The organism is Metapseudomonas resinovorans, from assembly GCF_002003485.1.
Classification (GTDB): domain Bacteria; phylum Pseudomonadota; class Gammaproteobacteria; order Pseudomonadales; family Pseudomonadaceae; genus Metapseudomonas; species Metapseudomonas resinovorans_D.
Genome location: NZ_BDMA01000020.1, coordinates 100,734 through 126,996 on the forward strand (window position 1 = coordinate 100,734; position 26,263 = coordinate 126,996).

22 protein-coding genes and 1 pseudogene are annotated in these 26,263 nt (G+C 62.0%); 12 read left to right on the forward strand and 11 right to left on the reverse strand.

The window, feature by feature from the left end:
- From MnOB_RS06365 to MnOB_RS28560, 6 genes and pseudogenes are all read left to right on the forward strand, one after another.
- Entirely contained in the window at positions 1-1,167 is a 1,167-nt protein-coding gene (locus MnOB_RS06365; protein ID WP_077523158.1) for an acyl-CoA dehydrogenase family protein, read from the forward strand.
- Entirely contained in the window at positions 1,160-2,713 is a 1,554-nt protein-coding gene (locus MnOB_RS06370; protein ID WP_077523160.1) for a class I adenylate-forming enzyme family protein, read from the forward strand. Before MnOB_RS06365 ends, MnOB_RS06370 begins: the two co-directional genes overlap by 8 nt.
- Before the next feature lie 46 nt (positions 2,714-2,759).
- Positions 2,760-3,779 carry a Rieske 2Fe-2S domain-containing protein gene (locus tag MnOB_RS06375; protein WP_077523162.1) on the forward strand — a complete coding sequence of 340 codons (1,020 nt, stop codon included), beginning with the start codon at positions 2,760-2,762 and terminating at the stop codon, positions 3,777-3,779.
- Between the two features lie 25 nt (positions 3,780-3,804).
- Entirely contained in the window at positions 3,805-6,012 is a 2,208-nt protein-coding gene (locus MnOB_RS06380; RefSeq protein ID WP_077523164.1) for an acyl-CoA dehydrogenase family protein, read from the forward strand.
- Positions 6,013-6,046: 34 nt separating this feature from the next.
- Positions 6,047-6,880 (forward strand): metalloregulator ArsR/SmtB family transcription factor, encoded by an 834-nt coding sequence (locus MnOB_RS28765; RefSeq protein WP_077523166.1) that lies wholly within the window; start codon positions 6,047-6,049, stop codon positions 6,878-6,880.
- A 6-nt stretch (positions 6,881-6,886) separates the two neighbouring features.
- A pseudogene (locus tag MnOB_RS28560) lies at positions 6,887-7,057 on the forward strand (IS5/IS1182 family transposase); the annotation flags it as partial.
- Positions 7,058-7,243: 186 nt separating this feature from the next.
- Here the strand turns inward: MnOB_RS28560 and MnOB_RS06390 are convergent.
- From MnOB_RS06390 to MnOB_RS06400, 3 genes are all read right to left on the reverse strand, one after another.
- Positions 7,244-8,800 (reverse strand): AMP-binding protein, encoded by a 1,557-nt coding sequence (locus MnOB_RS06390; RefSeq protein ID WP_234358201.1) that lies wholly within the window; start codon positions 8,798-8,800, stop codon positions 7,244-7,246.
- A gap of 94 nt (positions 8,801-8,894) precedes the next feature.
- Positions 8,895-10,244 (reverse strand): DUF1329 domain-containing protein, encoded by a 1,350-nt coding sequence (locus MnOB_RS06395; protein ID WP_158713770.1) that lies wholly within the window; start codon positions 10,242-10,244, stop codon positions 8,895-8,897.
- A gap of 61 nt (positions 10,245-10,305) precedes the next feature.
- Complete coding sequence (locus MnOB_RS06400) at positions 10,306-11,952, reverse strand: DUF1302 domain-containing protein (protein WP_371579079.1); 1,647 nt, start codon at positions 11,950-11,952, stop codon at positions 10,306-10,308.
- A 353-nt stretch (positions 11,953-12,305) separates the two neighbouring features.
- Between MnOB_RS06400 and MnOB_RS06405 the strand changes: the two genes are divergently transcribed.
- The 4 genes from MnOB_RS06405 to MnOB_RS06420 all read left to right on the forward strand — a co-directional run bounded on the left by MnOB_RS06405 (position 12,306) and on the right by MnOB_RS06420 (position 15,800).
- The gene (locus tag MnOB_RS06405) at positions 12,306-13,586 is read left to right on the forward strand and encodes an MFS transporter (protein ID WP_077523172.1); all 1,281 of its coding nucleotides are present in this window, start codon (positions 12,306-12,308) and stop codon (positions 13,584-13,586) included.
- A gap of 76 nt (positions 13,587-13,662) precedes the next feature.
- Positions 13,663-14,682 (forward strand): Rieske 2Fe-2S domain-containing protein, encoded by a 1,020-nt coding sequence (locus MnOB_RS06410; protein WP_077523174.1) that lies wholly within the window; start codon positions 13,663-13,665, stop codon positions 14,680-14,682.
- A gap of 53 nt (positions 14,683-14,735) precedes the next feature.
- A complete protein-coding gene (locus MnOB_RS06415; protein WP_077523176.1) occupies positions 14,736-15,236 on the forward strand; it encodes a cupin domain-containing protein in 501 nt (166 codons plus the stop codon).
- A gap of 69 nt (positions 15,237-15,305) precedes the next feature.
- On the forward strand, positions 15,306-15,800 hold the full coding sequence (locus tag MnOB_RS06420) for a nuclear transport factor 2 family protein (protein ID WP_077523178.1): 495 nt from the start codon (positions 15,306-15,308) through the stop codon (positions 15,798-15,800).
- A gap of 157 nt (positions 15,801-15,957) precedes the next feature.
- Here the strand turns inward: MnOB_RS06420 and MnOB_RS06425 are convergent, their stop codons facing one another.
- The 4 genes from MnOB_RS06425 to MnOB_RS06440 form a co-directional block, all read right to left on the reverse strand.
- Positions 15,958-17,022, reverse strand: a complete 1,065-nt coding sequence (locus MnOB_RS06425; protein ID WP_077523180.1) for a dihydrodipicolinate reductase — start codon at positions 17,020-17,022, stop codon at positions 15,958-15,960.
- A 140-nt stretch (positions 17,023-17,162) separates the two neighbouring features.
- The gene (locus tag MnOB_RS06430; RefSeq protein ID WP_077523182.1) at positions 17,163-17,942 is read right to left on the reverse strand and encodes an enoyl-CoA hydratase/isomerase family protein; all 780 of its coding nucleotides are present in this window, start codon (positions 17,940-17,942) and stop codon (positions 17,163-17,165) included.
- Positions 17,935-18,831 (reverse strand): alpha/beta fold hydrolase, encoded by an 897-nt coding sequence (locus tag MnOB_RS06435; RefSeq protein ID WP_077523184.1) that lies wholly within the window; start codon positions 18,829-18,831, stop codon positions 17,935-17,937. Before MnOB_RS06435 ends, MnOB_RS06430 begins: the two co-directional genes overlap by 8 nt.
- 6 nt (positions 18,832-18,837) lie before the next feature.
- Entirely contained in the window at positions 18,838-19,632 is a 795-nt protein-coding gene (locus tag MnOB_RS06440; RefSeq protein WP_077523187.1) for an enoyl-CoA hydratase/isomerase family protein, read from the reverse strand.
- A gap of 234 nt (positions 19,633-19,866) precedes the next feature.
- Between MnOB_RS06440 and MnOB_RS06445 the strand changes: the two genes are divergently transcribed.
- Positions 19,867-20,952, forward strand: a complete 1,086-nt coding sequence (locus MnOB_RS06445) for a glycerol dehydrogenase (RefSeq protein WP_077523189.1) — start codon at positions 19,867-19,869, stop codon at positions 20,950-20,952.
- A 57-nt stretch (positions 20,953-21,009) separates the two neighbouring features.
- Here MnOB_RS06445 and MnOB_RS06450 read toward each other — a convergent pair whose 3' ends face one another.
- The 4 genes from MnOB_RS06450 to MnOB_RS06465 all read right to left on the reverse strand — a co-directional run bounded on the left by MnOB_RS06450 (position 21,010) and on the right by MnOB_RS06465 (position 25,191).
- Positions 21,010-21,816 carry a metal-dependent hydrolase gene (locus tag MnOB_RS06450; RefSeq protein ID WP_077523191.1) on the reverse strand — a complete coding sequence of 269 codons (807 nt, stop codon included), beginning with the start codon at positions 21,814-21,816 and terminating at the stop codon, positions 21,010-21,012.
- A gap of 162 nt (positions 21,817-21,978) precedes the next feature.
- Positions 21,979-23,112, reverse strand: coding sequence for an epoxide hydrolase family protein (locus MnOB_RS06455; RefSeq protein WP_077523193.1), 1,134 nt, complete (start codon positions 23,110-23,112; stop codon positions 21,979-21,981).
- Positions 23,113-23,168: 56 nt separating this feature from the next.
- Entirely contained in the window at positions 23,169-23,987 is an 819-nt protein-coding gene (locus MnOB_RS06460) for an enoyl-CoA hydratase-related protein (protein ID WP_077523195.1), read from the reverse strand.
- 52 nt (positions 23,988-24,039) lie between these two features.
- On the reverse strand, positions 24,040-25,191 hold the full coding sequence (locus MnOB_RS06465; protein ID WP_077523197.1) for a thiolase: 1,152 nt from the start codon (positions 25,189-25,191) through the stop codon (positions 24,040-24,042).
- 173 nt (positions 25,192-25,364) lie between these two features.
- Here MnOB_RS06465 and MnOB_RS06470 point away from each other — a divergent pair, with 173 nt between their 5' ends.
- Positions 25,365-26,261 carry an alpha/beta fold hydrolase gene (locus tag MnOB_RS06470; RefSeq protein ID WP_077523199.1) on the forward strand — a complete coding sequence of 299 codons (897 nt, stop codon included), beginning with the start codon at positions 25,365-25,367 and terminating at the stop codon, positions 26,259-26,261.
- The last annotated feature ends 2 nt before the right edge of the window (positions 26,262-26,263 follow it).

Genomic DNA, 26,263 nt, shown 5'->3' on the forward strand with positions numbered 1-26,263 from the left:
ATGAACTTCGATCTCTCTGATGAGCAGAAACTGCTCGCCGACAGCGCCGAGCGCTACATCCGCGAACGCTACACCTTCGAGGACCGCCGGCACCTGTTCAAGAACCCCGAAGGCTTTTCACGCCAGCACTGGAACGCCTTCGCCGAAATGGGCTGGTTGGCCCTGGACATTCCCGAGGAATTCGGCGGCCTGGGTGGCAGCAGCCATGATCTGGCTCTGCTGATGGAACAGCTGGGAGGCGGCCTGGTCGCCGAGCCACTGGTGGACACCGCCGTGCTCTGCGCTCGCCTGCTGCGAGCCTGCGACAACCCCGAGTTGCGCGAACGCCTTCTCGGCCAGATAGCCACTGGCGAAGTGGTACTGGCGCTGGCGCACCAGGAACAGCAGATGCGCCACGAGTACGACTTCGAGCTGACTACCAAGGCCCGTCCAGTGTCCAACGGCTGGAGCCTTTCCGGCGTCAAGCACCGGGTCTTCCACGGCGCCAGCGCCGACCACTGGGTGGTGAGTGCCGAAATCGAAGGCACCGGTGATTTCGCCCTGTTCCTGGTCGAGCGTCACCCGGTGGGGGCGGTGCTGGACAGCTACGAGCTGATCGACGGAACCCGCGCGGCTGACATCACCCTGGACCATGTAGTAATTCCGGAAAGCGCCCTGCTCATTCGCGGCGAGGCAGCCCAGGAAATCCTGGAGGAAGCCCTCGACCACGCAGTGTTGGCTACCAGCGCCGCGTGCCTGGGCTCCATGGAGCAGGTCATGGCCATGACCGCCGATTACCTCAAGACCCGTGTGCAATACGGGCAGCCCCTGGCCCAGTTCCAGGCCCTGCAACACCGCATGGCGGAAATGTTCGTCGAGACCGATCAGGCGCGCTCCATGCTGTTCAGCGCCATTCGAGCAGTGGAATCAGGCGATCCCCTGCAACGCCGCCTGGCCATTTCCGGTGCCAAGGTGGTGGTGTCCCGCGCCCAGTACTTCGTCAGCGGTCAGGGCATCCAGCTCCATGGCGGCATCGGCACTACCGACGAATACGCCGTGGGCCACCACTACAAGGCCGCAGTGGTCTACGACAAGCGCTTCGGCGATAGCGAATTCCACCTCGACCGCTCCAACGCCGACCTGAGACCGGCCGATGGTCGCCCCCTGCGGAGTGCCCTCAATGCATGACTACCTGCCCCTTTCCTTCGCCGACGACCTGGAGCAGCGCGCCCGCTTCTACACCGATGAGCCGGCCTATATTCAGAACGAGCGGCGCATCAGCCACGGCGAGCTCCTGACCAGCGCCAGGCTGATCGGCTCTGCCATCTATCGGGCTGGAGTACGCCGCCAGGACCGTGTCGGCATCCTGTCGATGAACTCCATCGAGTTCGGCGAAATAATGGCCGCCACCCAGTGGGCTGGTTTCATCCTGGCGCCGGTCAACTTCCGCCTGGCGCCAGCGGAGATCGCCAGCATCATCCGCGACGGCGCGCCCAAGCTGTTCTTCTTCGAGGCCCAGTACCTGCCGGTAATGGAGCAACTGCGCCATGAGCTGCCTTCGGTACAGACCTACGTCTGCATCGGAGGCGAAACCGACTGGGCCGTGCATCACGAGGACTTCTTCAGCACCGGGGACGAGGCCGGCCCGCCGATTCGTTCCAACGAGGAAGACATCTGCTGCCTGATTTACACCAGCGGTACAACCGGCAAGCCCAAGGGCGTGATCTGGGGTCATCGCGAATACCGCCAACTGGCTCAGGTGGATACCTGGTTGTGCGACATGCAGCAGCCGGATGTCACGCTGATCGTCATGCCCATGTTCCATCTGGGCGGCATGGTCATCAGCCTGTCCCAGCACGTGCGTGGTGGCGCCGCCTACCTGCAGCGCCAGTTCGAGCCACTGGACGTGCTCAAGGCCATTGAGCAGGAACGCCTCAGCATCCTGCTGCTCGCTCCGACCATGGTCCAGATGGTGCTCGACCACCCGTATGTGGCCGAGGCCGATCTTTCCAGCGTCCGCACCATCATCTATTCCGCTGCGCCCATGCCGGTACCGGTCCTCAAGCGCGCCATCGAGGTATTTGACGGCTGCGGTTTCGTCAACCTCTTCGGTCAGAGCGAGATCTGCATGTTCTGCCTCTCTCCGGAACAACACCGGCCGGATGGCAGCGAGAAGGATCGCAAGCGACTCGGCTCGGTGGGCAAGCCATACCCCAACCTGCTGGCCAAGGTGGTAGATGAGAACGGCGACGAGTGCCCAATGGGCGAACCCGGCGAAATCCTCGCCAGGAGCAGCGCCATGTTCCGCGGCTACTGGAACAACCACGGCGCCACCCTGGAGACCCTGCGCGACGGCTGGTGCCATACCGGCGACATGGGCCGCTTCGACGAGGACGGCTTCCTGTACCTGGTGGACCGCAAGAAGGACATGATCATCACCGGCGGCGAGAACGTGTACTCCCGCGAAGTGGAAGAAGCTCTGCTGCAGCACCCTGCCGTATCGGAATGCGCGGTGATTGGCATCCCCGATGCCAAGTGGGGAGAAAACGTCTGTGCGGTCATCACCTTCAAGACCGGCCACAGTGCCAGTGAAGCTGATCTCATCGAGCACAGCCGCAGTCTTATCGCCAGCTACAAGAAGCCGAAGAAGGTCATAGTCGTAGACGCCCTGCCCAAGCTGGTGACCGGAAAGGTCAACAAGATCGAATTGCGCAATCTCTACGCCAAGCCCTGAAGCACGGCATGCTGCTGAAAACAACAAGAAGAGGCATAGAAAAAAGATGCTCAACCTGTCCATGAAGCCCACCGGCTGGTTCCAGATCGGCTGGAGTGCGGAAATCCCCCCAGGCGGCGTCAAGCCGATGAAGTACTTCGGGCATGAGCTAGTGGCTTTTCGCAGCGACGCCGGTGTACTGACCGTGCTCGACGCCCACTGCCCGCATATGGGCGCCCATCTGGGCTACGGCGGCAAGGTAAAGGGTGACTGCATAGCCTGCCCCTACCACGGCTGGGAGTGGGGAGCTGAGGGGCAGAACACCCTGATTCCGGGCGAGGAGCGCAAGATTCCAAAGAAGATGCGCAAATGGCATGTAGTGGAGCGCCACGGCATCCTCTTCCTCTGGCATGACCCGTCGAACCTTGGAGGCCAGCCCCGTGAAGGCTGGGAGCTGCCGGATACCTTCGCACACCCGGAACTTCCGGCGGATCCCAAAGATTTCTATCCCTGTTATCCCGATGCCATCGTCTTCAAGCCCGACGAGCGTATCCATCCGCAATTGATGACTGAGAACGCAGCGGATACCGCGCATTTCCGCTATACGCACAATGCCCCGGAAGATCCTGTGCTGCTGGACTTCGACACCAGTACCAGGGTGTGGAAGTCGCAGATGGGCTTCCTCAATAAGCACACCAAGGAAATCGCCCTGCGCCTGCACGCGCGCAATGCTGGCGTGGGCCTGTCCTTCACCATCTTCGAACACGGCGCGCTGGGCCGCCGACTGGTGCTTTCCTGCACGCCGGTGGACGACGAGAGCTCGGATCTGCGCGTCAGCTACTTCTTCCCACGCGATCCGAAGTCGCCTGACGTAATGCCCCAGCACGTGCGTGAAATGGCCCGACAAACCGAGGAGCTGTTCGAGGAGGACGCGCGCATGTGGCGTCACCAGCGCTTCCGCCAGCAACCGATCTTCGCCAAGCGGGACGTCGCCGGCTACCGCGCCCTGCGTGAATGGTGCAAGCAGTTCTATGAGGCCGAAGGCTACCCGAGGGGGCCGCTGAAGGTGATGGAAGACGAGCAGTAACCCCCACCAGCATTGAGGTTTTGCCATGAATTTGTCGTTTACCGAAGAACAACTGATGCTGCGAGACACGGTCGCTCGGTTGTTCGCCAGCGAATCCACCCCGACTCGCGTGCGCGAAGCCGAAGCCGACGGCTTCGACCGGAACCTATGGGAAAAGCTGGTGGAGCTCGGCATCCCCATGATGCGGGTCCCGGCCGAAGCCGGTGGCAGCGACATGGGAATGCTGGAAGCCCTGCTGGTTGCCGAGGAAGCCGGTCGCCATCTCGTCAGCGCGCCCATAGCCGAAAGTCTGCCTGCGGCACGCCTGCTGGCCCAATTGGACGGTCCCGAAGCGGCCGAGTTGCTGTCGCGTATCGCTCAAGGTGCGGTGGTCAGCCTGCTACCACAGCCGTTGGACGAAACAGCGCCGTTGGTGCTACCGGGCGCGCGCGCCGCCGAGGCAGTGCTGGCCATGGAGGGGAAGCGGATTTTTGCCTTGCGCGGAGAGGCCCTGCAACGGCAACAGGTCAATCTAGGCAGCGACAGCTGCGTCGTGCTGGACATCAACGAATTGGCCAGTTTGGAGCGCCAGCACCTGGCCTCCAGCGATGGTGCGCGCCGCACCTTTCTCGCGGCGGTGGAAGAATGGAAGCTGCTCAAGGGTGCCATGCTCGCCGGACTGGCTCGCCAGGCTATCCAGTTGGCCGCCGACTATTCTTGCGAGCGTTCGCAGTTCGGCAAGCTCATAGGCAGCTTCCAGGGTATCGCTCATCCCCTGGCTGACGCTCTGACCGAAATCGAAGGTGCCCACTTGTTACTCTGGCATGCTGTCTCCGCCATCGCTCGCAACGAGCCAGATGCCTCCGCCCTGGTGCCCATGGCCTGGTGGTGGTCCGGACAGTCCGCAAACCGTGCCGTGGCCCGAGCCCTGCACAGCTTCGGTGGCTACGGCGTGTCGCTGGAGTACGACATCCAGCTGTACTATCGCCGCGCTCGCGCCTGGTCCCTGCTGACCGGCGATCCGGTACAGGAGTTGGACGCCATCGCCGATCGTCTCTGGAATCCGGAGTCCGACACACCACTGCCCGAAGCCGGCGAGGTGAGCCTGGAATTCGGCTACGGCGACGCGGCGGCGCGCTTCGCCGAAGAAGTACGTACCTTCTTCGAGACCAACCTGACCGACGACCTCAAGGCCCACGCCCACCACTCGGTGGACGGCTACCATGCGGGCTTCAACCGCCAGTTGGCCGAGGCCGGATTGCTCTACCCGCACTGGCCGGAAGAATGGGGTGGTCGTGGCAAGAACGCCTTTGACATGCACGCCCTGCAGGAGGTCTTCGAGTCGTTCAACTGGCAGCGCATCACTGGCCCCATCACCAACCAGGTGGCGCAGATCGTCATGCGCTTCGCCTCCGAGGAGGCCAAGCAAGAGGCGCTGCCCCGCTTCGCCCGCGGCGAGGCCCTGGCCTGCCTCGGCTTCAGCGAACCGTCCTGCGGCTCCGATGTTTTCGCAGCCAGGACCCGCGCCACCCGCACCGTCGAGGGCGACTGGCTGATCGAGGGACAGAAGATTTTCACCACCGCGGCGAACCTGGCCGATTACTGTTTCCTGCTCGCACGCACCGATCCGGACGCACCGAAACACGCCGGCCTGACCCTGTTCCTGGTGCCGATGGACCTGCCGGGCATCGAGGTGCACCCGGTGTACACCGTGCAGGACGAGCGCACCAACATCACCTACCTGAGCGGCGTGCGCCTGCCCGACCGCTACCGCGTCGGCGAGGTCAACGCTGGCACCTCGGTGATGGCCGCGACCCTGGAGCTGGAGCACAGCGGCGACCAGTACCGCATCAGCTTCTGGAACATGTACCGTCACGCTGTGGACTGGGCCCGCGAACAGGGCCGCCTGGGCGAGCAGGATGTGCGCCGCCGCCTGGCCAAGGTCGCGGTGCACACCACCATCGCTCGCGACCTCTGCTACCGCGCCACCTGGTCGGTCCAGGCCAAAGCCCCGAACCGCGCCGCCTACGGGCCCATGTCCAAGCTGTTCTCCACCGAGCAGTATCAACGCGATGCGGTCGATCTGATGGAGCTATGCGCGCCCTACTCGCTGCTCCGCGACGACCACGGTGTCGGCCTGGTCGAACTGGGGTACCGCCAATCCATCGGCATGACCATCTACGGTGGCACCAGCGAAATCCACCGCAGCCTGATTGCCGAACAAGGGCTGGGTATGCCCCGCTCCCGGACGTGACCGATATGGACCGATTCCTTACAGACCCTGCACGATGCTGACCTCGAATGCCGCCGACGACCGTCTGCAAGGCGATGTCCTGTTCCGTCCACTGGCCGATGCCACCCGGCGAGCGATCTTTCGATTGCTGCTGGACGGCCCCAAGACGGTAAAAGTGATCACCGCCGAACTGCCGGTCACTCAGTCGGCGGTATCCCAACACCTGAAGGTGCTCAAGCTCGCCAATCTGGTGTTCGAGCGGCGCCTCGGCCGTATGCGGCTCTATGCGGCAAACCCAGCGGTGCTGGAGAGGCTATCGTTGCAATTCAGCGACCTGCGGGACAGGGTGTTGGAAACGGTAGAAGCGCAACACGCACCGACGACGCAACGCGAATTCGACGAGATCGACAGCACCATGGAGCACTGGGCGCAGGCCTGGCCGGAGCATGACAGCCTATCGGTGGGCATTATCGTCCGCCTGCGCCTAGTGGCCACCTACCTGGAAAGTCTCTCGGAGCGAGCCGCGTCCCGCTTCAACCTGAGCAGCGCACAGGTGCTGTTGCTGGCCACACTCGATCGCCCGGATGCGCCACGGGAATGCAGCCAAGCCGATCTGGTGCGGATCTGCCCTATCCCCTTGCCGGCAACCTCGCGGCACATCGAACGTACCGAGCAAGTTGGCCTGATCAGTCGCCGTCGCGACCCAGCCGATGCCCATGCGCAACTAATTAGTCTTACCGAATCCGGTCGCGAGCTGATCCACCGGCTCCTCTGTTCACAGCGCGAACTCGAGCATTCGCCGGTGTATCGCATGAGCGTGGAGGAGCGCTTGCAGTTGGCCAAGCTACTTCGCCCACTGCTTCGCAACCTCAAGCGAGAGCTCGACTAGGGAAACGCTGAAGAAGACTTCCCGTTTCGGGTGATCAAGCGCCAGTTCGGTTACGTGAAGGTGCGCTTCCGGGGACTGGCGAAGAACACCGCGCAGTTGGTGACGCTGTTCGCCCTGTCGAACCTGTGGATGGCACGTCGGCATTTGCTGGCAACCACAGGTGAGGTGCGTCTGTAATGCGGAAACTGACTGTCGCGAGGTGCCCGCGGCGGCGAAAAAGATAGGGAAGCGCTGATGATCCGAGTGTTTTTGATCAATTGACCGCTTTCAAAAAATCGGCGGACGCTGAAGTCAGCCAGGAATACATGGCTATTTCAGGCCATCCCTAGCACGCCTCCCGACAGCGCCCCACCAACAACTTCTTCAACTGTCGGCGAACATCTCGCGCAGTTTGTTCTTCAACACCTTGTTCAGCGAGTCATTGCGCGGAAGACGCTCCATGATCTCGAGCTGCTCAGGGATTTTCTGTCGCATTACCGCGGCTTGCTCGAAGTAGGCACGCATTTCCTCGAACTCCAGCGGCTCGGCGCCAGGACGCAGTTCGATCACTGCACAAATACGTTCACCGCGCTCGAAATCCGGCAGTCCGATAACGGCAGCATCAGATACCTTCGAGTGGGCACACAGCAGGTCTTCGATTTCCTTGGCGGAGATATTCTCGCCCTTGCGGATAATGATGTCCTTAAGCCGTCCGGTGATCGTCAAATACCCGTCTTCCCTCTGCACCGCCAGATCTCCAGTCCGGTAGAAACCATCGGCGTCGAATGCTTCCGCATTCTGCGCCGGGTCCGCATAACCGAGAAACACGCCACGTCCCCGAACCCTAACCTCTCCGACCACGCCCTGAGGCGCCAATGTACCGTCCGCTTGCACAATGCGAACTTCCAAGTCACTCCGCGGAACGCCGTCGGTGAAGGCCAGTTGCTCTTCGCTCGACTGGAGCGGGGCGATGGTCAATGCCGGGCATTCGGTCATGCCGTAGCTGTGGCAGATAGTCACTCCCAACTCCTTCCTAGCGCGCAGGAATACCTCCGGCGGCCTCGCCGAGCCGCCGCCGCCGAGCACGCGCAGCGTTGGATAAAGCCGCTCGCCGGGCTGGCCCACCTGCTCGTTGAGAAAACCCAGGTAATGTGCGGTGGCGCCACCACTGAGGGTCACCCGGTAGCGCTGGAAGAGCTCTCGTGCCGCAGTTGGAGAAAACTGCTCCATCAGCAACGCCGAACCACCGCCAATCATCAGCATGGCGAGGTACATGGGACCGCCGATATGCGCGATGGGATAGGCGATTGTGCCAACGTCCGTCGGCGAGAACTGGTAGCTCTCGGCCAGGCCACGGCCTGCCTCGATCAGTGCGGCGTCGCAGTGCAATGCCCCCTTGGGCGCCGAAGTCGTGCCAGAGGTGTAGAACACCCAGGCTGGAACGTCGTCAGCCTTTGGAGGTAGCGGCAATTTGGCCCGTCCCATACTCGGAAGACGCGCAGGCAATGCCAGAACCTTCAAGCGAAGACCCTCCCGGGTGGCCGACTGGTGGACGGTTTCAGCCAGCCTGTTGCCCTCCCCTCGCTCTGAAACGATGAAGCAAGCGGGGCGATTCTGCCGCAAAACCTGGCGTACCTCGTGCTCACGATAAAGGTGTATGACAGGGTTCTGCACCACCCCCAGGCGGGACAGTGCCGCGATCAGCACCGCCGCCTCAAGCGTGGTGGGCAGCTGCCACGTCACTTTCATTCCGGGGCGTACGCCCTGGTCGAACAAGTAAGCGGCCATCCGTTCGGCTTGCGCTGCGTATTCGGCGAAGCTCAGGCATGTACCCTGAGTATCGAGCAGCATGGGTGCATCGGGGGTAGCGGCCACGCGGTAGCGCAGCAACGCGGTGAAGCTTGGCGCCGTCGGCAAGGTAGCCTCGGAAGTCATCAGCATCGCGATATCTCATGAGTAGGCCGACCTGGAAGACCGAGAGGCCATCCGTTCAGTGGGTCGGCGATAAGGGTTGTGAATGCCAAAGCGACAATGGTCAACGCACGCCCTGTCCGGCCAGGGTTGCCGGCTGAGTGGTTTGCGGTGGGCGTACGGCCGTCACCATGATTTTCGAGCTGACGTTGTCGTTGGAGTATGCGCCTTTACGCAGGTCATACACCTGTGAGGCGCAGGAAGCGAACTGCGGCTCCACTGCATCGTAGGCCTGCACGCAGATGTTCTGGCCGGTACGCGCTAGGGTGCCGGAGTAATCCCAGTTGTCGGTCAGCACCAGCTTCCAGGTGTCACCGTCGTAATAGAACACGCGCTTGTCGTAGACATGTCGTTCACCGGCCTTGCGGGTGCCTTCAATCTGCCACACACGCTGCAACTCCCAGCGCACCAGATCAGGATTGAGGTGTTGTGGTCCCAGGACCTGTTCAGGCTTGGCCGCGTAGTAGTCGTAATTGTTGGCTGGTACGAACATCTCTTTTTGGCCGACCAGCTTCCAGTTGAACTTGTCCGGACGCCCGGAGTACAGGAGCACCTCGTCGTAGAAGATGGCGCCACCGAAGGTAGAAACCGCGGTGTCGTACTTGAAGTCGGGTGCCAGCCGAACTCGACGCTGACCAGGGGTATAGATCCAAGTCTTTTGCTCTTGCTCGGCATAATTGGTCGAGTAATGGATCAGGGTGCGCCGGCCGTTGCTCTGTGCTGGAGACCGGGTTTGCACGAACAGCTTCATGTAGGGGCCGCTGAAGGATGCCTGCTGATTAGGTTTGTAGTAGGGGGACTCGTAATAGTTGTCCTGGGTGGTCAGCTCGATGCGGCTGCCTGAGGTGTCGACCAGGTAGCCCGGCGAGTGGCGAAAGTAGGCTTCCGGTGTCCATGAAAGGTTGTGGTTCCACAACACCTCAGCGGCAGTCTTCGGAATGGGGAACGGGACACCGCCCTGGGCGCCGCTGACACCATCGCTCTCACCGACCATCTGTGCCGAAGTGGCATTGGCCAGGGTGCGCTCCAGTACCCATTCCGGGTACCAGGCGGTGCGTCGAGTCGGATACACCTTGACGGCAAAGGTCGGCCATCGCTTGAGCATGGTCTTGGTGCCTTCGCTGAGCTGATCGGCGTACTGGTCCATGTTCCTGGCGGTGATCACCAGCGTCGGCCGGTCCTCGGGGAACGGATTGGGTCGTACGCCGCTGCCAGGCTTGTAGTCCGCAGGCGGAGTGATTCGTGCGGCCCCCGGATCGTAGGCGGGAATCGTGCCGGCGGCATTCGCCGCCTGTACGGCGCCGAAGCGAGTAAGGGTGGTGCCCAACTGCTTGGCCTCCTCGACATTGACTGCAGCCCAGCTGGACTGGGCCGCCACCATCAGGGAAAGGGCAAGGCTAATTCTTTTTGTCATGGTCATGTCCTCGGAATCCGCGCCGGCCGAGGGCCGGCCGGCGCATTGACGGGCCTGGCGGTCAGAAGCTGGTCTGAATGGAGAAAGCGATCCAGTCTCGGTCGCGAGTGCTAAAGCCGTCGCGGCCGCTGGTGGCCACACCGTTGGTGACCCGGCTGTATGGCGCGTAGGTAGTCACGTACGTGAGCGCGGTGGTGACTCTTTCGTGGATGTCGGCCTGCAAGCCGATGGACAGGGTGTAGGTGTCCTCCTGGCCGCTGGCGGAGGTGGCACCGTTGCCATGTATGCCGTAGCGGACATTGGTCGGCAAGGCGAGGTTCACCCCCGGCAGCACCTGCAGCCATTGCGGGGTGACCTGCAGGGTGGCGCCGACGAAGTCCCGGGTCGAGCAGCCATCGTCGGCATCCAGGCCGAGGGGCGCACACCCATCGTCCTCGCCGCGATACAGCTCCTCGTGAGCGGTCACATCGAGCAGGCGCGAGTACGACAGCTCGGCGGTCCATGTGCCTGAACTGTAGAGTGAAGTCTTGGGCAGTGCGCCGATCATGTTGACCAACATGTGCAGGGTATCGCCGCGCGGCCCCTCATTGTCCGCAATGCTCACGCCCAGGGCGTTGAGCGGCGCATCATGACGCATCGACAGCTCCACGCCGAGACTGGCGTCGCCCAGGGACCTGTTCAGGGAAAGACCGAAGAGGTCGATGTCCTCCGGATACACCAGGCGGTAGCCGCCTTTGACCGACTGCGGCGCTAGCCAGGGCATGGGGTCGTCGAAACGCCGGTAATAGGCTGCCAGCTCGCCATCGAGGAACTCCGGCGTCCACGAGGCACTTAGTCCGAAGCTGCCGTACTTGTGGTCCGGCTCCAGAGGATCGAGGCGCGGAATGCTCACCCCCGGGGATAGCGGGCGCCGGTCCGGGCCGGCGAACAAATAATCGGTACCGGCAAAGTAGGTGCCGCCTTCGGAGAAGCGCGTTGGCTTCCAGTCCAACTGGTACACGCCGGCGAGGGATAGCTCGGGGGTCACCTGGCTCTGCAGCGAAAACTGGGGCACCGGTAGAAACACTTCCTGGGCGGTGGAGCCGGGCACCATCGCCGACTTTCGTGCATCAAGCGGCGACTGGCCATAGGCGATGCTGTTGGAGTAGTGGTCGTACACCGAGGTACCCCAGTACACCGTGTGCTGGCCGAAACGCAAGTTGACCGGCGTGTCGCCGACCTCCATCGAGCCGAACGCGAAAGCGTCGAGAATCTCCCCCGACGGCCCCTTGTAGTAGCGTTGGACGAGGCCGGAATAGCGGTCGTTCTCGTAGCTGCTCTGCCAACCCTGGCTACGCAGCTCCGGATTCTGTTCGACATTGCGGTCGAAGCCAAAGTCATACCACCCGGCGGCGCTCAGGCGCACGCCGTGGATCTGCTGATAGGTGAGATCGATCTGGGTAAGAACGTCGGCGCGGTTCATGATCATGTCTCCACGGTCCACCCGGTAGTCGCCTTCGTCGCGGTTGGGCGAGTCGGCCAGACGGTGATCACGCTCATGCAGCCGGACACCGCCCGTGTACTTCACCGTGGTGTCCCAGTCGAGGCGAAAGTCCGGATTTCCCAGATCGAATGTCATGGCCTGCACCGGGGCAATGCCAAGACAAATAGCGGACAAACAGCTGGGAAAAATAAATAGACGCGAACGCACATATGAAGATGCGACCACAATTGCCTCCTTTTTTATATTTATTGGAGTAGCCCTTTAATCCACACGCGGGCAACGAGAAGCGAGTAAATTTCACTATGAATTAAATGTCAAATCCATCTAATTAGTCATGACTAATGTTTAATTTTTCACAATAAAATCATTCACATAGAAACACATCAACGGATACATTCTCGAATCGCATTAGCCCCCACTAATGCAATACACAATTCTTCCATCTGTATTTTCTTGACACATGATTCAGTCGGAAATTAAGTTCCAACCGTAGGTTCAGTCGTCCTCCTCGGCTATGTAAATCCGCGCTGACCGGAGCTGAATTCAAATATCTATAAGAATAAAAAAGGAACGAACACATGCACACTCGTGTAACTTCGATCAGCATCGGCGAATTCCGCCGTGGTTGGCATATCGTTCTTCTAGGTTTAGTGGGTTTGGCCACCTCGGCCAGCGTGACGGTCATGTACGCCTTCGGCGCCATGGTGCTGCCGCTGCAGGAAACCTTTGGTTGGAGCCGCGGTGACATTCAGTCTGCAATGACCTTCTACGCCATCGGCTCGGTAGTGACCATGCAGCTTGCCGGCTGGTTGAGCGCCTGCTTCGGCCTGCGGCGCATCACCCTTGCGTCGCTTGTCGCGCTCGCTGCCTTTTACCTGTTGCTGACCCGCATCGACTCGCTGCCCATGCTTTACGCTGGCTGCGCATTGATTACCCTGGCCGGCGTCGGCACCCTGCACGTTACCTGGACGCAATTGATCACCCTGTGGTTCGTGCAGAGTCGTGGCGCGGCCCTTGCCATAACCCTGACCGGCTCAGGCATGGCCGCCACCTTCCTGCCGGCGATCGTCACCTGGGCCGTCCAGAACTGGGGATGGCAGGCCGGCTTCGTGGCGCTTGCGCTCCCACCTCTACTGCTTGCCCTGCCATTGGCCCTGCGCTGGCTGCATGATCAGGGCCCGCAACAAGCCGCCGGGATAGTCACCGAAGGCGAGCGTAGCGGTGTCAGCTTTACCGTCGGGATATGCACGCCGGCATTCTGGTTCCTGGCGCTGTCACTGGTGCTGGTGATTCTCGGCATCTGGGCGATGCTCATAAGCATCATGCCGATGCTGCAGGACAAGGGCCTGTCCTCTTCCACTGCCAGCCGCATCTTCGGCACCTATGGCGTGGCATTGATCCTTGGCCGCCTGCTGGTGGGTTTTCTCATGGACCGCTGGTGGGCACCCGGCGTGGCCTGCATCACACTGGCCATGCCGGCGCTGGGTTGCCTGATATTCCTGTTCGCCGAACCCTCGATAGCCGCCATGGCCGTTGCAACCATGCTGGTGGGAATAGGCGTGGGGGCCGAAATCGACGTCGCCGCCTTTCTCGTCGCTCGCTACTTCGGCCTGCGCGACTACCCGCGCCTGTTCGGCCTGCTTATGGCGCTGCTGGCGGGAGGTGGCTGCTTCGCCCCTTACGCCTTCGGCGAACTGTACGACGCCACGAACTCCTACGAGCCAATGCTCTGGATCTGCACCGTGGTGTTCACCATAGGCCCGCTGACCCTCCTATGCATGGGCCGCTATCCAGACCTCGGGTCCGCCAGCTCTGCCTGCCAGCCTGACGTCGTGCCGAAATCGGACCCTGCCTGCTGACCATCGGCCCAACTACGATCCCCAACAAGCCTCGACAGCATCGCATCGAGGAGAAATTAGCTATGAGGACGCTGCAATGCTCAATCTCTCGATGAAACCCACCGGCTGGTTCCAGATCGGCTGGAGCGCGGAAATCGCGCCCGGTGGTGTCAAACCCCTGAAATACTTCGGTCATGACATGGTGGCCTTCCGCACCGAAAGCGGAGAGCTCTCCGTGCTCGACGCGCACTGTCCGCACATGGGCGCCCACCTGGGCTACGGCGGCAAGGTAAAGGGCAATTGCATCGCCTGCCCTTACCACGGCTGGGAATGGAATGGCGATGGCGCCAACACCCTGATTCCGGGCGAAGAGCGCAAGATTCCGAAGAAGATGCGCAAATGGCACGTCGTGGAAAGCCACGGCATGATGTTCCTCTGGCACGATCCTGCGAACCTGGGCGGCAAGCCGCGGGAAGGCTGGGAGCTGCCAGACGTATTCGCCCACCCGGAACTCCCTGCCGATCCTGCAGATTTCTACCCCTGCTATCCGGACGCCATCGTGTTCAAGCCCAATGAGCGCATCCACCCGCAGTTGATTACCGAGAATGCTGCCGACACCGCCCACTTCCGTTTTACCCATGGCGCCCCTGAGGACCCGTTGCTGCTGAACTTCGACACCAGCACCCCTGTCTGGCGTTCGGAGATGGGCTTCCTCAACAAGCACACCAAGGAAATCGCCATGCGCCTACACGCGCGTAACGCTGGCGTGGGGCTGGCCTTCAGCATTTTCCAGCACAAGTTACTTGGCCGTCGGCTTGTGCTCTCGTGCACGCCCATTGACGAAGAGACGTCCGACCTGCGTGTCACCTACTTCTTCCCTCGCGACCCGGCCTCACCCGAGGTGATGCCCGAGCATCTGCGGGAGATGGCACGACAGACGGACGAGTTGTTCGAAGAAGACGCCCGCATGTGGCGCCACCAGAAGTTCCGCCAGCAACCTATCTTCGCCAAGCGCGACGTGGCCGGCTATCGGGCCCTGCGCGACTGGTGCCAGCAATTCTACGAAGCCACCGGCTACCCGCGCGGACCGATCCAGGTCATGGAAGACGACATGTAAGACAGCCCCGCAGGGTGGCCTCCGCCACCCTGTCTCTACATAAGGAATCGATCATGCTCGGCGGACCCAAAATCACCCATATCGATAACAAACCCGCTAACGAAGTGCTGCGCATCGAGTACGACGACGGCCGCGTAGCCTCTGTGTGGGAACGCTTTCTGGAAATGTCTCCACGCTACTTCAGTTTCTACAACACCTGGGAGCCCGGCTCTCTGGCCCCCCGCCACGGCCATCACGGCGACCATGTGGTGTATGTGCTGGAAGGTGAAATAACGGTGGGCGACGTTCGGTGCACCAAGGGCAGTCATATCTACCTGCAATACGGAGACACTTTCGGCCCCTGGGTGGCTGGCCCGGAGGGCGCCCAATTGCTGGGAATCATCTACAACGGCGATGGCCGCGCCTTTTTCGCCGACGAGGATATGGCCCATTTTCAGCAACTGCTCGCCGAACGCGGTGCACGGATGGGGGCCACGCCCGCACTCAACGGCCTGCCCGCCTGGCGGGCGGACCGTCATGCCAACCCCTTGCCAGGCCCCGTGCGCAAAACCTGAACCGTTCGAGTCGGTCCCGACGCGCCGGAAGACAGCCCGCCCAGCACCGAATCCCCATGAGGCAAGCCCATGACAGCCAGTGAACAGCGCCTTATCGACGAATTGAACATCCAGAAACTGACGGCCGCCTACAGCCACGCGATCATGCGTCTCGACGCCCGAGCAGCCGCCGCCACCTACGCCGAAAACGGCATCCTTTCCGCGTTCTACGCTCCCGACATCATCGGCCGCCAGGCCATCGCCAAGATTCTCACCACGACCCTCTCCCCCATCCAGTTCATCTGCCAGACGTCCACCGCTGGGGTGATCGATGTGGACGGCGATCAGGCACGAGCCAGTTGGACCATCACCGAACTGCTGCGTTTCAGGGACAAGGATGAACTGGCCTGCTGCTTTGGCCTGTACGAGGACGTTCTGGAACGCCACCCGGGCGGCTGGCATTTCGTCAGCCGACGTTTCGTCCCCTTCTACCGGGGCAGCATTCCTTCGACGGGGAAGACTTACCAGGTGCCCCCGTTCAAGCATGACTACTCGCCCTGGCCACTGCTGATCAATCTTGACTGATCGTCACATCCGGCATCGGCGTTGGCGGTAACTTGCATTGAGCCCAGCGAGGTATTGCTGCTCAAGAGGTGGCTGTGGAGGGTGATTCACCCAGCCCCTCCTCTCGCAGAGCGCGCCACAAGGATAATACGGCCGACAGTTTACAGGGACGGCGTCGTCACGAGCCGGGACGCCCCAGGCCGCCGACAGGGGCAGGAAGATCCAGTACGCTGCGCCAGCCGGGAGCAGCAGCAGCGATGCGCGGCAGGAAGTTCAGGGCTCGTGCGGCATTCAGGGCGGCGACGTGATCCGGTGCATCGGGGTCGGCCAGCAACCCGAGTTCGCACTGAATGCTCGGTGAGCCCTCGATGACCACCCGCCAATTGAGTGTTTCCTCCGAGTCACGCCAGCCCGGACCGATATCCAGGCGCGTGGTCTGCTCATTGACCAGTTCATAGAACGGCGCGCCTTGGGCGAAGGCGGTGAAGGTCCAGCGCACACCGGCAGCAGTCCCCCTGGCCACGGCAAGCCCGCTGGGTTGCAGGACCATATCGGCTTTCGATGCGCCAAACTCCTTGTTGGTCAGACGCAGTTCATCCATCACCACACCCAGCCCCTGGGCCACCAGGGCGGCGGACTGCGCGATGCCCCACATCCACAGTTGGTCGATCTGCCCAGGAGCCGCCGCAGGGTCGAAAGGCACCTCGGGCAAGGGTTGGCCGATACCCAGGTACTGCCCCATCTGTATCGCGGACGGATAGTGGGGTATGTAGTTGCGCTGCATGGCCCTGACCATGCGGATATTGCTGGAATAGCCCGAACAGAACAGCGGCAACACATCGCTGATCAGGCCGGGAATGTTGCCGCCGGCGACCAGGGCCGCACCACCCTGCTCTGCTGCCTCCTGCAGCATCCGGTGTTCCGGCTGGCTCGGCAGATACCAACCACCTATGCCGGAATAGACGCTCGTCCCGGCTCGGAGAAATCGGGCGATGATCTCCGGCTCCCACTTCAGACCGTGCCAGGACATTACATCGGCACCCAAGGCCGTAAGCGCGGCGATATCACGCGTAGCCGCGAGGCCGATCGGGCCGGTCTCAACTATCTCGCCGACATCCCGTCCATCCTTGTCCTCGCTGTGTACCAGCACACCCACCAACTCGAAGCTTGGGTTGCGCAGCAACTGACGCACCAGTTCACGACCAACACCGCCGGTGTAGCAAACGATCACTCGCAAGGTCATCTGTTATCTCCCTACTGTATTTACCGCGCTCCTGCGCATCGAGCGGCGCAAGGCTCGGAATCCGAACTCCGGATAAGCGAAGGCCCCGGTTGTCTGAACCGGGGCCTTGTCGGACTGCCAGGGTTTACGGTTGCCTTGGCCTACAGGCCGACGAATTCGGGCGCACGTTTGTTGAGGAAGGCATCCACCGCCTCTCGGTGGTCACGGGTGAGGTACAGGGCAGCCTGATTGTCCATCTCGTAATCAAGCGCATCACCGAGACAAGTAACGCCACGAGCAAGGGCCGAGCGCACCAGGGCGACGGACAATGGAGCGTTGGCGGTGAACTCCGCGGCGATCTCCAGACTCCGCGCCAGCAGGTCGGCGCCCTCCTCCAGGAGTTCGTCCACTATTCCCAGCTGAGCCGCTTCAGTCGAGGCCACCACCCGTGCGCTGTAGAAGATTCGCTTGGCCTGGGCCAGGCCTACACGTTGCGGCAGCGTCCAGAGCAGACCGAGGTCTGGAATCAAGCCCACCTTGGCAAAGGACGACACGAACTTGGCGCTGGGAGCTGCCACCACGAAATCAGCCGCCGTCGCAAGGGAGAAGCCTGCGCCTGCGGCGTAGCCTTCCACCATGGCCACCACGGGCTTGGTGCCTTCGACCACGGCACGGATCACCCGATGCCCGAGTACCATACGACCGCGCCCTACCGGCAGTGGCCGCTCGGCGGACATGCCGGATACATCGCCACCCGAGCAGAAATGTCCATTCGCGCCCCTGAGTACGATCGCGCGCACCTCCGCGTCGTCGTTCAGGGTCTCAAGGCACTCGGCCAGAGCAAACAGCATGTCCCGCGACAGCGCATTGCGGGTCTTCTCGTTGTTCAGGGTGACGACGGCAACCGCGCCGTGCCTTTCCTGCAGGACCAATTCACTCATGTTCCGCTCCAGAAGCCAGCAGTCCGCGCAAGATCGCAATCACCGCGAGAGGCTGGTCAATCATCATGTGATGGTAGGTTCCGGGTATGCCGAACGGGCCGCGGCCAAGGGGCAACAGCTCGACGGCCTGCTGGGCGTCCTTACGGCTGACCACCGGGCTGCATTCGCCATAGATCACATCCACTGGACGCTGCACGCGGGGCAGCAGGCTGACGCCAAGCTCCTCGTGGGCAAGACCAATCGGCAGATTGAGGTCGAACTTCCAGCACCAGCCCTGCTGCTCTTCACGCAGCGAGTGGCGGGCAATATTGGCCAGGATCGGTAGTACCGGATTCGGTTGCTCTGGCATCAGCCGGTATCTCTGCAAGGCGCTGGGCAGATCCGGGTAATAGCGCTTGCTGCTGGTATTGGCGGTATCGACGGGAACCTCGGCACCGGGCAAGACGATGTACGAGTCCAGCACCAGCAGACGTTTGAACAAATCGGGACGATCGGCGCAGGCGCGCAACACCCGCGAACCACCGTAGCTGTGACCGACGCCGATCACGGGGCCGAATCCGGCACCTTCGACCAGGTCGATGATATCCAGGGCACCGAATTGCTCTGGATAGCTCTGGCGATGGTCGCTGTCGCCCATTCCAGATAGGTCCAGAGCGACCACTCGGTAATCTTCGCTGAAGTAAGGTGCGATGGCGTCCCACCAATGGGCGTGGCCACGCATGCCGTGCACCAGCAACAACACAGGCCGCTCCGGTCTCTCCTCCCCCCAACTCAGGTAATGCAGGCGCCGACCGTCCACCTCAAGAAAGCATGGACGGCCCGGACGCTGCATTGCCCAGGCAAACCAGGCGTGTACTTCCACCTGCTCACGCTCCTGTGCAATGCCCATCAGTACTTACTTCTTGTTGAACACAGGCTTGCGCTTCTCGCGGAAGGCCGCGATGGCCTCCAGGTGGTCCGGGTGCTGCGAGGAGATGTTCTCGTAGGCCATACCCACGTCCATCATGCTGGCGGCCATCTGGCGCAGCGGCACGTTGATGGTGGTCTTGCTCCAGCGCAGCGACTGCACCGGCATGGCGGCCAGCTTGTCGGCGTAGGCGTCGACGTAGTCGTTCAGTTCCGCGGCCGGCATGGCCTTGTTGATCAGGCCAAAACGCTCGGCCTCGGCCGCGCTCAGCTTCTCGCCGGTGAACAGGTAGTGCTTGGCGCGGGCGTAGCCCATCAGGTAGGGCCACATGATCTGGCCACCGTCGCCGCTGATCAGGGCGACGTTGTTGTGCGGGTCACCAAAGCGCGCGGTGTCGGCGGCGAAGATCACGTCGCTGAACACGGCAACGGTCGAACCCAGTCCGATGGCATCGCCATTGACCTTGCAGATGATCGGCTTGTCGCACTCCAGCATGCCGTTGACGATGCGCTTGGCTTCGCGAACGCAGCGGTAGAACTCGGCCGGGTTGTCATGCAGCCACTGCATGTACTCGATATCACCACCTGCACTGAAGGCGCGCCCAGCGCCGGTGAGGACGATGATGTCGCTCTCCTTGTCCTCAACCAGGTCATAGAACAGCCAGGACAGTTCGGTATGCGATTCCCCGGCGAAGCTGTTCAGTTTCTCGGGCTGGTTGAAGGTAACGTTGAGAACGCGGCCACGGCGTTCGAAAGTCATCGTCTTGTAGTCAGCGAAATTCATCGTCGCTCTCCAGGTCATGCGGGCTGTTGGTTTTTTCGTAAAGCTGACATTTGGTCAGTTCTGTGTAGAATGTATAGCACTACACATGGGCTGGCAAGCAACTCGAAGTATCGATCTCAAAGTCAAGCCTTTAGCCAACCTTGCTGAAATGGCGGGAGATGGCGATGTAGTTGGGTAAATGAGGAACAAGAAAAAATAACTGACTGATATTCCACTCTAGCCAGGAACCAACAAATGCGAATCTTTGCGGCAACCTCTCGATACGTTCAGGGCGCCGGCGCGCTGGACGACCTCGGCCGGCACTGCAGGCCACTGGGCAGTCATGCCTTCGTGATCACCGACGCGGATATGGCCAGGCTGCTGGGTGCGCGCGTACTGGCCAGTTTCGAAACGGCGGAAATGGCGAGCTCGCTGGAGGTATTCCCGGGAGAAATCACCCATACCGCCATCGCTGAGCTGGCTGGGCGGGCCCGTGATTTCGGCGCGGACATGATCGTCGGCCTGGGCGGCGGCAAGGCGCTGGATACCGCGAAGGGCGTAGCGCTCAAGCTTGGAGCACGCAGCGTCAGCGTGCCCACTATCGCGTCCAATGATGGACCCGCCAGCGCCGCCATTGCCGTCTACGATGAGCACCACATCATGCAGGACATCCTGCACCTGCCGCGCAACCCTGAGCTGGTGCTGGCAGATACCCAGGTGATCGCCAATGCTCCAGTGCGCTTCCTGCGCGCCGGTATAGGTGACGCCATCTCCAAGAAGTTCGAGGCGGAGGCATGCGCCGCAGCCGGCGCCACTACCCTGCTCGGCACCCCGGCTTCTCTGACTGGCCTAATGGCCGCTGACGCCTGCTACCGGATTATCCGCCAGCATGCGGCCGGTGCCGTGCGAGCGGTGGAGCGCAAGGAGGTCAACGATGATCTGGAAGCTTTGGTAGAAGCCACGGTGCTGCTCAGTACCCTGAGCTTCGAAAATGGCGGCCTGTCACTGGCGCACGCCCTGGCACGCGGCTTCTCGTATCTGGAACGCGCCCGAGGCACTCTGCACGGCGACCACGTTGCCTACGGCTTGCTGGTGCAGCTAGTGATGGAGCAGCGCAGTGAACACTTCATCCACGAACTCTGCTCCTTCTACCGGGAGGTTGGCCTGCCCACTCGCCTGGCGGATTTCGGCCTGGAGCAACCTACCGTCGCGGAGATTCGCGAGCTGGCGGAGAAATCGATGGTCAGCCCCAGTGCCGCCCGTTTCGCTCCGGCGGTGGACGCCGATCAGTTGGAAGAGGCGATCCATCAGGTAGAAGCCATTACTACGGTTCAGGCATAACCAAGGCACCAATAAAAAGGGGGAGCCAAGGCTCCCCCTTTCATTGCGATGACTCAATCAGCCAAATCGCGCCAGCAGCGCCGCCATGCCGGGCGAAGGCACCATCTTGCCGGGGTTGTAGAAGGGCGACAGCACTTTCAGCAGACGCTTGCGACTGGCCTTTGAGATTTTCGCCTTGAGGGTCTTCTGCCGCTCGATGGAGCGCTCGCGCTCTTCAGGCGTCATGGATTCACGGTCCACACCATTGAGGTACGCAGCCACTCTGGCGGTGTGGGTGCCGATATGCTTGACCGCGAAAATGAAGGCCCACACCCGGTACAAGTACGCCAACGGGCCGCTGCCATAGAGCGCCTTGTAGGCCTGGAAGCAGACCTCGCGATGCTCGAACTCTTCGGCCAGGTGCCATTTCCACAGGTCTACTGCTTCCTGGTCGGCCCCCTCCAGGTACTCCTCGAGCTCCTCGAAGAACACCTGTCCGGCGGATGAACCCATGGCCTCGAATCCTTCGCAATAGGCCACATTGAAACGCAGGGACCTGTTGGCGAGGAAGTTGGCGTAGTCGTCGCGATAGGGCTTCTCCAGATCCTGCATACCGGCATAGCCGGATTTGTAGAGCATCTTGTTGAAAGCCACGTGCTGCTTGCAGTGCTGCACTTCCTGCTTGTTGAAAATCTCGATGCTTTCGCGCAAGGCCTGGTGCTCCTCGCCGAGCACGTCCTTGACCTTCATCATCACCTTGACCAGGTAAGGCTCGATATGGGCAGGTACCGTCGAGAAGGCGTTATAGCTTTGGGCAAACTCGCGCACAGGCGCCCAGTGTGGACGGATGCTGGAAAAATCAAAGGCGGGTTGGCGGACTTTCATCCCACTGTTCCTCTTGTTGTCATGTGATGCATCCGGTATGAGGACGGATGCTCGTCAGTCGTGGCGGGATACTGGACTGACCCAATAAATGACTAGTAGTCAGTTGTATGCTTATACCTATCCCGCGTCAATCTGCGTGGCGACGATCGGTTGTCTGGCGATTCAGCCCCTGCCCCAAAGGCGCAGGTCTTCGACGAAAGCCGCCGGACTTTCCATGGCGGCGAAATGCCCGCCCTCCCCCAGACTGCTCCAGCCAGCCAGGTTGTAGACCAGCTCCACCCGGCTGCGGGGCGGTGCTGGCGACAGCGCATCCCCAGTGCATTCGAGGAAATGGGTCGGAACCTCACAGCGCTTGTCTTCGGGCAGCAGGGTGAAGCCGTCCTTCACCACGCCGGGATAGAACCAGGTGGCGCTGGTGAAACTGCCGGACATCACATAGATCAGGATGTTGGTCAGCAGGCTGTCCAGGCTGAATACCGCTTCGAAGGGACGCTTGCGCAGATCAGCCCAGTCGTGGAAACGCTCCAGAATCCAGGCTGCCTGGCCCATGGGATTGTCAGCGGCGGCCCAGGCAATGGACTGCGGCTTGGTCATCTGTACAGCGGCATAGCCACTGTAACCGCGCTGGGCACCTTCGGCCCGCGCCTGCCAGGTTTTCTCGGCATCATCCCGTGGCGGTACCAGGGAACGGAAGCCGAGCATGTTGAGATGGATGGCCTCGACATGGGCCCCATGGTCCAGCCCGAGCCAGGAGGTCACTATGGCGCCCCAGTCGCCGCCCTGGGCGCGGTAGCGGGGGTAGCCAAGCACTTCGGTCATCAATTTGTTCCAGAGCGCGGCGGTCTGGCGCTGGGACGTGACCCCGCCCGGTTTGCCACTGAAACCGAAGCCAGGCAGGCTGGGAATCACCAGGTCGTACGCATCCTCGGCCTTGCCACCATGGCGCGAGGGATATGCCAGCGGCTCGATTGACTGCCAAAACTCAAAGTGCGAGCCAGGCCAACCGTGAGTCAGCAGCAGCGGCCGACGTCCCTCGGCCTCGCCCTTCACATGGACGAAATGCACCAACTGGCCGTCGATCTCCACCTGGAACTGCGGATAGCGGTTGAGGACCGCCATGCAGGCCTGCCAGTCGAATGTCTCGACCCAATAGCGCTGCAACCCAGCGAGGAAGTCAGCATCGCAGCCAAGGGACCAACCGGCTCCGGCGGGCGCCGATGGCAAGCGGCAATCGGCAACCTTGGCAATCACACGTTCGATCTCGTCGCGCGTCCACTCGACCTGAAAACTCTTCATTTTTATTGTCTGCCTGTTCAGGGGGTGAGTTACGGCTGCCGGAGCAGCCTCGACGATCAGGACCAGGACCAGTCCGGATCGCGCTTTTCAATGTAGGCCTTGCGCGCTTCCTGGGAGTCGTTATAGCGCGTCACCCGGCCGGTGTAGTCCTGCTCGATGCGGTAGCCATCTTTCAGGGACAGGTCTTCCACCCGGCTCAGAGACTCCTTGCCCAGGCGCAGTCCGATGGGGCTATTCCGGGCAACCTGCGCGGCCAACTCCATGGCAGCGTCCATCAGCTGCGCCGGCGGCACCACGGCTTCCACCGCGCCCAGACGATAGAACTCCTGGGCAGGCACCGTCTCCCCGGTGAAGAACATGCGCCGGGTTTTGAAAGGCCCGACCAGACGCTGCAGATGACGGGCGCCACCCAATACTCCGGCCTTGATCTCGGGCACGGAGAAGCTGGCGTTCTCCGAGCACACGATCATGTCGCAGCTGGCCACCAGGACCAGCCCGGCACCGATAGCCTTGCCATTGACAGCGGCTATCACCGGCAGCGGGCACTCGAGGATGGCCCAGAAGCATTCGCGCACCACGGCGCCCGGGTCGAGCAGATCGATGCTGCTGTCGTCTTCCACCAAATGGCGAGCATGTCGGCGCGCCGAATCGTTGAGGTCGATGCCGCCGCAGAAGATCTTCTCTCCGGGAGCGGTGAAGACGATCACGCTGGCTTCGGTGGAACGCGCCAGCGCATTGAAGGTGGCTGTCAACTCGCGAATAGCCACCGAGTCCAGCGCGTTGACCGGTGGGCGGTCAAGGGTGACGGTGGCGATGCGCTCGCGGATCTCGACTCGCACATGGCGAGACTCGGGCAGGCTGGCAGGGATGTTCATGGGTGGAATTCTCCGGTAATCAGGCCGGCGGCCTTCTTGTTATGAAGAGTGATCAGAGGCAGTCGGCTGTGCCCAGGATCATGGTCGCCTGGCTGGACAGGGTTCCGCCGTTGGCGTGGGCCAGAGCCAGACGCGCGTCCGCCACCTGGCGATCGCCGGCCTGGCCGCGTAGCTGCAGGCACGACTCGACCAGGGTGAACAGCCCGTACATGCCTGGATGACAGCACGACAGGCCGCCACCGTTGGTGTTGACCGGCAGCGAGCCGCCCGGGCCTATGTTGCCGCCGGAAACGAAGCGCCCTCCCTCGCCTTTGGGGCAGAAGCCCAGGTCCTCGAGGAAGAGAATGGTGTTGATGGTGAAGGCGTCGTAGAGCTGCACCACGTCGATGTCCTGCGGCCCGACGCCGGCAATGGCGTAGGCGCGCTGGCCGGATTCGCGGGCGGCGGTGACGGTAAGGTCACCGGACTGGTCGACGCCCGAATACCAGGTGGCGGCAGCCGCTCCCAGTACATGGATGGGCTGGGCGTGAAGGTCGCGCGCGCGGTCGGCGCGGGTCAGCACTATGGCGGCTGCGCCGTCGGTGACCAGGCAGCAGTCGCGGACGCTGAGCGGGTCAGAGACCATCCGCGCCTTCAGGCAGTCATCGATGGTCAGCTCGTCACGGGCGAAGGCTTCGGGGTTAAGCCGAGCCCAGTTGCGCGCGGCCACCGCTACTTCCGCCAATTGCTCACGGGTGGTGCCGTACTCGTGCATATGGCGCGATGCGGCCAGGGCGTAGGACGACAAGGGGGTCAGCGGCTTGTAAGGCTTCTCATAGGGAGACGGCAGGCGCATGGACATCAAGCCGCCGGAAGCCGTGCGCTGGTTGCTGCCATAGATGATAAGTGCCGTATCGCAGTAGCCGGCCTCCAGCATCAGGCTGGCGGTTATCACGTGGGAATGGAACGCCGAGCCGCCGGTGCGGTTGTTCTCGGTGAAACGTGGGGTGATCCCCAGGTATTCCGCGGCGCTCAGCCCGGACAGCGCATCGTCCGGGGTGCAGACGAACAACGCATCGACATTGGCCAGCGCCAGGTTGGCGTCCTTCAGCGCCAGCACCGCTGCCTGCGCGGCCAGGTCCAAGGGACGCATGCCGGGGGACTCGCCCATGCCATAGGTGGCTGCACCGACTATGGCCACGCGGCCACGAGGAAATTGCTCCATTGCCCTACTCCGCTGGCGACCTTTCGAGGGCCGCATTGTTCTGGACTCGATCCGCATAACTAACATAGTATCAGTTCGCAGCTAAGCTACTCCATGCTCGGAGCCGGTGCAAGTCGCACCGAGAACAGGACAGGTGTCTAGCTTTCAGTTTCCAAGACGGACAAGGCCATTGCATGAGCGAGTTATCCCGCAATATCCCTCCCCTTTCCGCAACCCGCCCCGAATGGGTCGAGTGGGCGCTGGCGCAGTCAGGTCGTTCGCATTTCATCGACGCCAATGGCTCTCGCCTGCACTTTCTTTCTTGGGGGTTTGAGGACACGTACAAGCCCACCCTGCTGTTCGTCCATGGCTTTCGCGGCCACGCCCATTGGTGGGACTTCATCGCACCCTGGTTCGCTGAGGAGTACCGAGTCGTGGCCATGGACCTCTCCGGCATGGGAGACAGCGCCCACCGCACGCAGTACGACGCCACCACCCTGGGGCGTGACATCGCCGCCATCGCAGAACACATCAGCCACTCACCAGTAATCGCGGTCGGCCATAGCTATGGTGGATCGCGCCTGCTGAGGGCGTGCGGCGAGCGACCCGAACTGTTCCAGCGCCTGGTGATTGTCGACAGTTATGTACTGTTCGAGGGCGAGAACCTGCCTCCCGAGCCAATCAAGGTCCGCGGCGACCACGAGTACCCGGACCTCGCCAGCGGCGCCGCGCGCTTCCGCCTGATACCCGCCCAGGCGGACGCGATGGCATGCCTGGTGGAACATGTCGCCGGTCATTCCTTGCGGCGAAATGGCGAAGGCTGGCGCTGGAAGTTCGACATCGGCCTGCCACCGGGTGGTGCCCGTGAGACCGACGGCGGGCAAATGCTGGCCCGTGTGACTCGCCCGGTTGATTACCTCTATGGCGAGCGCAGCGTTGTGGTCAGCCGGCAGCGTGCCGAGCGCATCGTCCAGGCCCTGCCCCAGGCCCGCGGCCCCATCGCCATTCCAGCCGGCCATCACCACCTGATGTTCGACCAGCCCCTGACCCTGATCAGCACCCTGCGCGCGCTCCTCGCCACGCAACCTTGAAG